The following is a 9,733-nucleotide window of genomic DNA, read 5'->3' as shown; positions in this document are numbered from 1 at the left end:
CTCCCCCTTATCAAGGGGGGCTGGGGGGGATCATTCTCCCCCTTATCAAGGGGGGCTGGGGGGGATCATTCTCCCCCCTTATCAAGGGGGGCTGGGGGGGATCATTCCGCTCAAAAACCACCCGATCATTTTCAACTCCCCTGCAATAAATTATCGCAATCTTCCTCGGTCGATTTTTCTTCGATTAACTCTTCAAAAAGTTGATTCAGCGACTTTTCTCTGCTAACCTGATTTAACTTGATTGGTTCACTAACAAACCTAGCAATAACCTCTTTGGCTAAATAATACTCCTCGGAACTGGGTTGACAAAAACCCGCATCAAATTCTCTAAAACCCAACAAATACGAGAGAGATAAAAACACATTTTGCTTGTACTGATCCTGCAAAGAACTGGGGTTTTCTTTTCGTAAATATTCTAAAATTGTCAGAAAATGGTGGCGATAATCAAAAAGATGACGCGAATCTTGGAAATTAAAATACCAGAGCAAAATTCGACCGTAACCCCACATATACCACATATATCCGTAATTGGTGAATCCCTCAGAATTATCGAATAAATTAAAATATCGTTGTTGTAGGGATTCATTTATAGCAGTTCTCGCTAAATACTGAAAATATTGAGCGTTAATTCTTGTATCGTCTATAATGTTCGATTCTTTGGATTCATTAAAATAAAAATCGGACAAAATATAGGGTGAAAATTTATACAGCTTCCCTACCCACATCAAGGCACTGTTAACGAGATTTATTTTGGATCTATGGCAAGGGTAAAGCTTGAGAATATCCGGAATTTTTTGCCATCGAGAATCGCTCAAAACAGCCGTCAATTCGGTTAACTCCTCGGGATCAATATATTGAAGAACATCGAGTCTATGACTGTTTTTCGGCAAAATACTCGTGATTTGAGATAGCAATCCGGTTAATTCCTGGTCTTTTTCACGTTGTTCTGGACTGCGATTTTTTGAAATATTTACCATTTCTAATTCGGCAACTATTTTTTGCAAATAGTCTTGTAATCTTTGCCGGCGATCGCTATTATATCTAAATAACTCGATTTGCTTATTCGACTTTTCTGCACGGGTTTGACTCAATTTTGCATGGGGAATGTAACCATAGTATTTGACTATTCGATCAGTTAACTCCGCTGTGATGTGATACTTATTCTCAATATCTTCAACGGCTAAAATCGGAGATGAACCCGGTGTTAGGGTAAATTTTATCCTCACCTCCACATCTTCCGTCACTTGTTTTTCTTCCACAGAAATGCTATAATCTTGGGGAACTCCGTTTTTACAAAAATCCTCGCCATTCACCCGAATCGGCAGCGTCGGATTTAAGTTGTCTTTGGGAATTCTAAAAGTATCCTTGTTGTCCAATTCCGGAATGGTTCCAATCAACTCGCGGGATTCCCCTTCACGGGAAATGATATCGCCTTCCGTCAGTTGAATCCACCTTTCTTGATCCTCGATAGCAATCTTAAACTCGATTTTATCTAGGTAAATTCCAAACAGAGGTAATCTAGACCCATAATTCTGCTTGTGTCTCCAGATGCGGTCAAAGTCTCGACGCTGACTGGAAACAAAAATCACGCCGGGAAGGTAAGAGGTGACTTGAGATTCGATGAATGGATGATATTGAGAAACTAAAACAAATTGATAATTGGGATAACGTTGGATTAAATCCTTAATTTCTTCTAAATTGATTTTGCTTAAAATAATTCCTCTTATTTTATCCCGAGATACCGTCACATTTTTATAAAAAATGCGGCCTTGATGGTATATTTCACCGACCAAGGTGATCTGTTCTTGATTGATAATATCTTTCTGAAAGAATGCAATTTTTTGCAAGTGATTCGCGAGGTGATTGATGGTCTGCGATTGATTCGCCAACCCCGGAAAATGAGCGGTCAATATTTCGGATGCAATCTCTTCACAAATTGACTGATAAGTTTCGATGGGATTCAATCTTAATTGATATGGGATGGGAGTTTGATGCTTCAAAATAGGAGTTGGATTCTTAATTTCAATCGGAATCATTTCCCGAGAAACCCAATTATCTAAATTTAAAAATAACAGATGTCGATCAATTTGGATATCTTTTATAGTGTAATAGTTGTTCCAATAATGATAAGCACTGCCGTATAAGTAGGCTTCTTGGGATGCCAAAAAATGACTGGTACTCAGAGTTAATAAATCGATAGTATCGGGAATAATGAACAGTCGCGGAGTTGACCCGGTTGATAACTGAGTCCCCATGCAAGTCAGTTCTGTGGGGTTAACCGTCAATCCTGACGGACAATTTTCGCTCAAAATAGGTTGATTCAAATATCGATAATCGCCGTAATCTTTAAGCAAGTTTTTATAGCCTCTCGGCAAATCTCCGGGGGTGGGAGTTAAAGCGTCTGGAGTTTTGTTAAATTGATGTGCGTATTGACGGCATTCAACGTAAGATTCCAAATTAAATAATCGAGTTGACATAACGATCAATTCTCCTCTTTTCTGGATTTAAAACACTTTACGATTGCCGAAATTTCTTGTTTATTGGTTGTCTTGTACATCAAATCATGAAAATCAAAGCTGTTGCGATAAAAGTTAAAATTGATGCCGCCGATATAGGCGACTTTGCCTTGAATAAGGGTGATTTTAGCATGGCAGTTATCTTTAGGAATAATTGTAAAATCAGCATCCTGGCAGTTCATTTGAGAGTCGATAAAAACTCGGGTATTTGATAACTTCAAAAGTTCTCTCAATTCCGGCGTGGGTCGAAAGCTGCGGCTGATGATAACGATATTTCCCCGAAACCTCCGAAGTTCGTCGAGTAAATCTCGATAGTATTGGCGGGGATTTAAAAGCTGAGGATGGGAAACAATTTGGGGTTGATGGGGACGGGGGATGGAACGCAAGGTCAACACATTTCCGGAACCGATGATATCATCTTGGGTGTGGTTATCCCAAAACTGACCGAATGTTTGAATGAGTTGGGAATGTAAGGGAGTGTTTCTCCAAATTATCCCCGATTCCAAATTTCGATCCAAACTTCCGGCGGTCAAATTGCAGGAACCTAGATAAGCATATTGTTCAGAAATGCAGGTTTTTAAGTGAAATTTTCCACTTCTGATTTGTAGCTGATTGGGGTCGGTTGCCAAGAATTTTCGCAGACACCTGATCTTTTTTTCGTCTGACCTTTGGTAACTGATTGGCAATTTTTGTCTGGACTCCACTTGACTATCAATTCTATCAATTACTTCGTCCCTCAAGTCGGTGAGAATCCACACGCCTTGGGGGAGTTGGGATGACTTTTGACAAATCAGTTCTGCGACATCTTCATCTTCGATGATATAGCTAGATACCAGCAAAAATTGTTCTGCTTTATTGATAATCTCAGCGATCGTGTTTCGACTATTTCTTGTGAAGATCAACTTTTTGCCGGGTGAAAAACTTGATTGGGGTTCGAGGCGATCGGGAAAATGACGGGTTTTGAGTTTTCGATCGCATCTATATTGTTCCACCAAATTGGCGACATCGCCGGGTAAGTCCGCACGATCGGATCGCCGTTTTTGCAGGAATTGAATAGCCTGCTGTAGAGGTGGGGGAAGTTCCGCAAACTGAACCGTCAGCGACAGTTGAGACGAAAACGTCACCTCGGCTTCATCACTGGATATGGAGGTGAGAAAATAATCGATTTTGGCAGAATCTTCTAAATTGTCCCAAGTCTCGATCGCCTCTTTCCAGATCTTCTCGGACAGTTGGGGAGAGAGACTCGGATGGCGATCGCCGGTTAAAATTAAGGTGTAAATTCCCTCCTGTTCCGACACTTGACAGGGAAAAACGGGAATTTGGCGATCGTCCGGTTGCAGCGAAAATCTGACTTCCCCATCCTCGTCATCACAACTGACAAATAGATAGTCATAAAATTGGGGTTCCGGAAGATTTTGGGAAACCTGGGGATGTAAAAATTGCAACCCGGACAGTTGATAGAGTTCCGTTTCATCCGTCACCTGATGGAACTGTTTTAATAATTCGATCAACGCCGAACGGGGGACAAAATCCAAACCGAAAGATTCTCGCAAAAGTTGGGGAGTCCGCCTCTGGGTTTGGGTGGCGACAGCTTGAACCTCCCGCAACAGTTCGGCGAGGGAGATGCTGCTAACCCCTTCTCCCGTGGAGGATTGCCGATAAAATGTTCCTTTCAATTGACATTGAACTTTCATGATAAAATCACCGTCCTTTCTCCCGTCCTGTTTCTGGGAATTTCCAAATTCTTCAAGGGTGAAGCCTGTCGCCATCGGTCAAAGTCTCCGACCAGAATCAAATAATCTTTGGCCCGAGTCAAGGCAATTTTTGTCCGTTCCCAGTTCAGGTTTTGCGGGTTTCCGGTACAGCAAAAAAAGACGATTTTTCTCTCTTTTCCACTCCAGTTATCGATGGTGTCGATAAAATATTGCGGACATTCCCGGATTAACCGTTCCCGTTCTCGTTCCGAGGTGGCAATGATGCCGATATCTTCCCCCGGTGGCGGTAAATTTGCCGACCACTCCGAGATTTTTTCAATTTCAGTTTGGTCGGTAATATTTTGCCACACCAGGCGATGATTCCAGGCGGGTAAATGGCGGTAGATGGGTTCGGTGTGGGTTTGAATCCAGGTGTCAGAAATGAGGGAGTAAACGGGAGTGGCAATTTCCGGATGCAAGCGAAACTGTTGGGTGAGTTTATAGGAATAAGCCGGCAGTAAATGCTGAGAGAGGAAGGTAAAGCCGTCAATGCGGCTTAACATTCTGCGGTTGCGTCTACTGATATAAGTATGGCGTTCGTCGCCGAACAATATCAATTTTTGACCCGAACCCGCCAACAGGATTAATTCATCCCAGCTTAAATATTGGGATTCTTCTACAATGACCCAATCGAATTGGCTTTGCCACAGAGATTGATTCGCCGCATCAAAAAACTCTCTGACGGTTGCCAAGATGGGGATTTGGGGATTATTTGCCAACTGTGTTGCTAAGGTTTGGATGTCGCGTTCGGGGAGACTTCCGAACAGTTGACTGAGGCTGAGTTGTTGTTTGAGTAAGGGTGTCAGCCGTCGGAGTTGAATGGCGAGGATGTCCCGCCTCGCCGGGGTTAAATCGGGAAATTCCGTTTGGAGAAGCCGGGAAATTTCTACTGTAGATTTGTCGGCAATTCGCGGCAGCCAGGTTTCGAGTTTTGCGGGGGTTCGCAGTTTTGCTAATTCGGAATCGGGGAGATAGGAGGCGGGTAAATAATCCATCTCTGGCCGAGATAGGTGATGATTTTTTAGTTGTTCTGCGATCCAGTTTTGATGGCTTTCTAACTGGTTCAGCCTGCATGGATATCCGGGTAATTGTTTATAAGCCTCCAGGACACTGGGATGGTGGCTGAGGATCAAAATTCGCTTTTCGTGGCGAATGGCGGCGTCGGCTAAATTGGTGGCGATGCGGGTTTTTCCCGTGGCGGGAGGGCCGGAAATTAATGCGTTCGCACTATTGGAAAGGGCCATTTCTAAGGCGATTTGCTGATGGCCATTCAGGGGATAGGCGGGGGTGATACTGGGAAAATTTAAGCCGGTTCTTTCGGTCAAATAAACCCCGCCGTCACGGACGGTTTCTACAATTAACTTTAGGGGTAACGGCAGTTGTTCCCGCAGCAGCGACAACCGTTTCCCTATCGCCTGTATTGTTGACGGCGAATCGTTTTTAGAATTCAGTAAATTGTTCAACTCCGACCAAAACTGTTGTTCATTCATCGTCCGTCAATTGATTGATTAAACCTTTGATAAAATCGGATATCATATTCACCGTCTCCCTCCAACCTTCCTCGGCGAGAAAGTTGGGAGTTGGCAGCAACCAGACTTTTCTCGGGTTCTCAAAATTCCATTGATTGAGTGTCTGCGACGAAAATTTATTGGGGGAAACCTGCAAGTAAAAAATCAGTCCGGTTTTGATGTCGGGTTCCCGTTGTTGCTGGTTTCCGAGATACTCGACGGCTTGTAAAATTACCGCATCGGTGGGACGATACCAAAACACCCAAATGGGGATTTTAATTTGTCGAGTTTCCAACCGGTCCGAGTTCAAGTCGTGAATCTCTAGGTTTAACAGCCAGTCCCCCCAGCCAATATCCTCCGGTTTTTCGATAGTAAAATTATAAACTTTGTCTTTTACAAAGACTTGAATTTTAAGATTGACTTCATTTTCTGCGATTAAATAACGTCCCGTTTCGGGAACCATCCGCCGCCGCAACTCGGCGGTGGGGTTGACATAAAAATTTTCAAATTTGGTCAAAGCCATCAGTAAACAGAGAGAGATGACATCGGCGAATAACCGATTCCGAAATCCCCAGATTTTTTGCTTTTCCTTCCTCTTCGCCAGATAATCAAGATAGGCTCGATAGAAGCTATTGTAAATCGGGTGTTGCAGCAAAACGTAATTGGGTTTGAGCAGTTGAAACCGCCTCAACTGTCGGAGAATTTGCCGGACGTGGGGTTGATTTCTAAAGGCTTTAATAGACTGGCTAAAACTGCGGTTTTCTTCGGCATATTCAGACCCCAGGCGGATGGACTCCAAATATAAGATTTTGCCGACAAAATAAATGAGCAATCTATTTTCGGGGGTGTTGTAGTCCTGATGGCGTCTGACGGCCATCAACTCTTGGCGGGAACCCCCTTTTTCGGCGGCATTTCTGCCGGGACGGCGGGTATAATCCCGCAAACAATAGGCATCCATTTCTTGAATGCGTCCGATGGGGGTCAATTCCGCTCTGCGTCGCAGTTGTTGACGCATTTTGGGACTGATGGTTTGCAGCTTTTTGTTTAATTCGTAGCGATTTTGTAGGGTGATAATTAGAGGTTTTTGTGCGTCTTTAATTTTGGCATCTTTATCCGGCAAATCAAGGACGCGAACCGTGGCTGTTTTTCCCACTTTTTCCGAAATCAAGTTTTCGATCAAACCCGTGAAAACTGGCAAGCATTTGGCGACGGTATCATCGAAGCGATCGCCCAATTTTTCGCCCCAAATTTTCGACTGGTTTTCATCTTCAAAATTGTCGCGATCGCACACTTCATCGGCAATCTGAATCGCCACCGCAGTCGGCTCCAAAGTCAACCCGTATTTTAATTCATTCTGGTGATGTTCCAGATCGGAAATTTCCAAATAAGGAAAAGCGATTTCATACAATCCCCCGCCGAGAGCGATCGCTTCTTTACAGGTAAAATTTTTGGCTTCATTTGCCAAAATAATGGGGCGATCGCACACCCGCAAAACCCCATAATTTTCCACGGCTTTACTATTCAGATACGCAAATAAACTCGGATAAATTTGCATGATTTACTACTCCTCCGGATAAATCAATCCTTTCCACTCAAATTGACCTGTCGAACTGTTTCTGGCTTTTTCAAACGCTCCGTTCAAAGGAGGATCATTCAATTCATCAATCAGTTGTTTCATCTCTTCGAGTTCTTCGTGGTAATCGTCCACCATCAATCCCCGCAATTTCGGTAATAACTTCTGTCCAAACTGGTCGGCTAAAGCATGGCGGAACTCCGGAGATGCCACCTGCGTCACCCCGGGATAGTTGACGACATATTTCGTGATGGCCTGATAAACGCGATGAGCAAAGGGATGTCCGATTTTCTCCATCACATCATTGGCTTTATCCAAATATTCTTTAACCTTTTGAACGACAGGAGAATCGACTTGTGGGTTTTTAGTCCACGTCTTAAACTGTCGATAATCCAAATAAATGGGACGTCGGTTCCCTCCAGAACCGTTTTGATTTTCTTCCCGCAGCCTCAAATTTTCCGGCTTGCCAAAGGTCAAAACATTGGCTCGGTCTAGCACTTTGTCCGATAACGTTTGGGTGGTTTCATCCTCGTTCATCGTCCCCACGAATAAAAACTGTTCGGGAATTTTAAGGCGACGTTCCTCCTCCCTCAGCGGCAAACTTCCCAAATCAATTTCTAAATAAGTGTCGCCGGAACGACGGCTTTCGAGTTTGGAGAGAAAATCGCTGAAATAATATTCGACCCGAGCCAGGTTCATCTCATCTAGCAACACGATAACGATGCGATTTCTCATCTGCTCGTCGTGGTTGTATTGATACAGACCCCGCATCAAATCCGTCGGTTTAAATTTCTTTTCGATATAATTGTAGAACCCTTGCAAATCTTGCGGGGAATCCCAGCGGGGTTGCACCGCCAAAGTCAAACGCTGGGCTCCAATAAAATCGGCGTATCGTTGGGGAAGTTCACTTTTTCCAGTCCCGCTAATCCCCGCCAAAACCACCAATGCCGAGATATCCTGAACTTTTAAAGAGGTGTGAAATGCGTTGACCACCCGCCGGGGAAATGTCAAGCCTTGTGAGTTCAGGTATGTTATAAAATCTTGTAAAAATTGACGTTCTGCCTCCCCACTAATGCCGATATTCCATCGCGTTGGCGGCAAATTATTCCACACCTTGTCTGTGAGCGCCTTCATCGCAACTTCGGCATTATTGCTGAGATTTTCTAGTTCTCCTCTCAAACGCTCAATCTCTTCTTGACGCTGCTGTTTTTCTTCTTGTAAATGAGCGGTTTGAACTCGCAAGCTATTGAGGGTTAAATTTTCCGTATTGATTTTATTTTCTATGTCTTGAAAATCCAGACTTTTTCTGCGGATTTCAGAATTAAGATTTCTGATTTGCATTCTTAATTGTTCAATTTCTTGATACTCTTGTTGGTGTCCCTGAATCGCCTGCAAAATTCGTTGCTTTTCAGCTTCCAACCTCTCAATTTCCGGACGTAGCTGCCGGATGGTTGTTAACAAGTTTTGCTGTTCTGCGGACAAGGCATCGTAACTGGCTCGGATGACTTCCAACTCGGCTTGTCGAGTCTGAAGGGTTTGCAATTCCTCAGTCTTGCCTGTGATTTGCTCTGCGAGTTCCTGTAATTGACCCGTTCTGGCGTGATATTGTGCTTCAACTGTAGCGAGGGACTGTCGTTTATTTTCTAACTCTTTTATCTGAGAACTGAGAGCAATGACTTGACCTTCTAATCCGCTTTTTTGTTGGCTCAGTTCTCCGATTTTCGCTGCAATTTCTTCCAACTGCCCCAAATTGGGATTTTGGATTTTGATTCTCTCTAGCCGAACCTGCAAATCTTGTCTTTTTTCTTCGAGTGTATCGAGTCTTTCTTGGGTAAACTTTAAATCATTTTGTTTGTTGGTCAACTGACTGTCAATTTGGCTCAAATTTTCAGTCAAATTTTTGAGTCGATCTTGTATCTGTTTTACTTCGGAATTTAGCCGTTGACGCTCTTGTTTTAAATTCTCTATTTCTTGTGTGGTTTTGAGGGTTACTCCGGACGATTTTTTGATGCTTTCAATTACAACCGTTGCTCCTCCCAATCCACCCAAGGTACTGCCGAAGATGGTACTAACAGCGTCTTTGGATGGGGAAATGAAGAATGCAGCCGCACCTCCAGCAAGACAAGAAGCACCGACGATCGCCAAATCTTTGATCGTCATCGCCAAATTTTTAATCATCCCGGAACCCTGAAATCTGCTACTTCTGCTATCCTATCGCCGGCAACTGGAGAAATTACGCAAATTTCAGGAAAAATTTATGTAAATTTTTGTTAATCTGGCGCTGGTTTCTTCCTCCCCACCGCAATATAGCGCTGCGCGCGGTCCTCGGCAGTCGGTATTAGGGAGTCGGAAACTGAAACGGCTTTTCTATAAGGGTTTGAA

At 43.6% G+C, this 9,733-nt stretch carries 5 protein-coding genes; all 5 read right to left on the bottom strand.

All coding sequences use genetic code 11. The features are described from left to right. Window positions 1-131: 131 nt before the first annotated feature. Genes AC0QHF_RS07430 through AC0QHF_RS07410 form a run of 5 tightly spaced genes read right to left on the bottom strand, consistent with a single transcriptional unit; the run spans window position 132 to window position 9,496 of the window. Window positions 132-2,477: a hypothetical protein gene (locus AC0QHF_RS07430; protein WP_324703565.1), complete on the bottom strand. Its 2,346-nt coding sequence runs from the start codon at window positions 2,475-2,477 to the stop codon at window positions 132-134. 5 nt (window positions 2,478-2,482) lie between these two features. Beyond that, window positions 2,483-4,210 (bottom strand): phospholipase D-like domain-containing protein, encoded by a 1,728-nt coding sequence (locus AC0QHF_RS07425; protein ID WP_324703564.1) that lies wholly within the window; start codon window positions 4,208-4,210, stop codon window positions 2,483-2,485. Beyond that, entirely contained in the window at window positions 4,207-5,760 is a 1,554-nt protein-coding gene (locus AC0QHF_RS07420; RefSeq protein WP_324703563.1) for a hypothetical protein, read from the bottom strand. The genes AC0QHF_RS07425 and AC0QHF_RS07420 overlap by 4 nt, the downstream gene beginning before the upstream one ends. Continuing rightward, window positions 5,753-7,333 carry a DUF2357 domain-containing protein gene (locus AC0QHF_RS07415; protein WP_324703562.1) on the bottom strand — a complete coding sequence of 527 codons (1,581 nt, stop codon included), beginning with the start codon at window positions 7,331-7,333 and terminating at the stop codon, window positions 5,753-5,755. Before AC0QHF_RS07415 ends, AC0QHF_RS07420 begins: the two co-directional genes overlap by 8 nt. A gap of 6 nt (window positions 7,334-7,339) precedes the next feature. After that, window positions 7,340-9,496, bottom strand: a complete 2,157-nt coding sequence (locus AC0QHF_RS07410; RefSeq protein ID WP_324703561.1) for an AAA family ATPase — start codon at window positions 9,494-9,496, stop codon at window positions 7,340-7,342. Window positions 9,497-9,733 lie beyond the last annotated feature (237 nt).

Source organism: Lyngbya sp. CCY1209 (assembly GCF_055795065.1).
The sequence above is the reverse complement of the archived record's forward strand: the minus strand, read 5'-3'. Positions and strand labels throughout refer to the sequence as shown.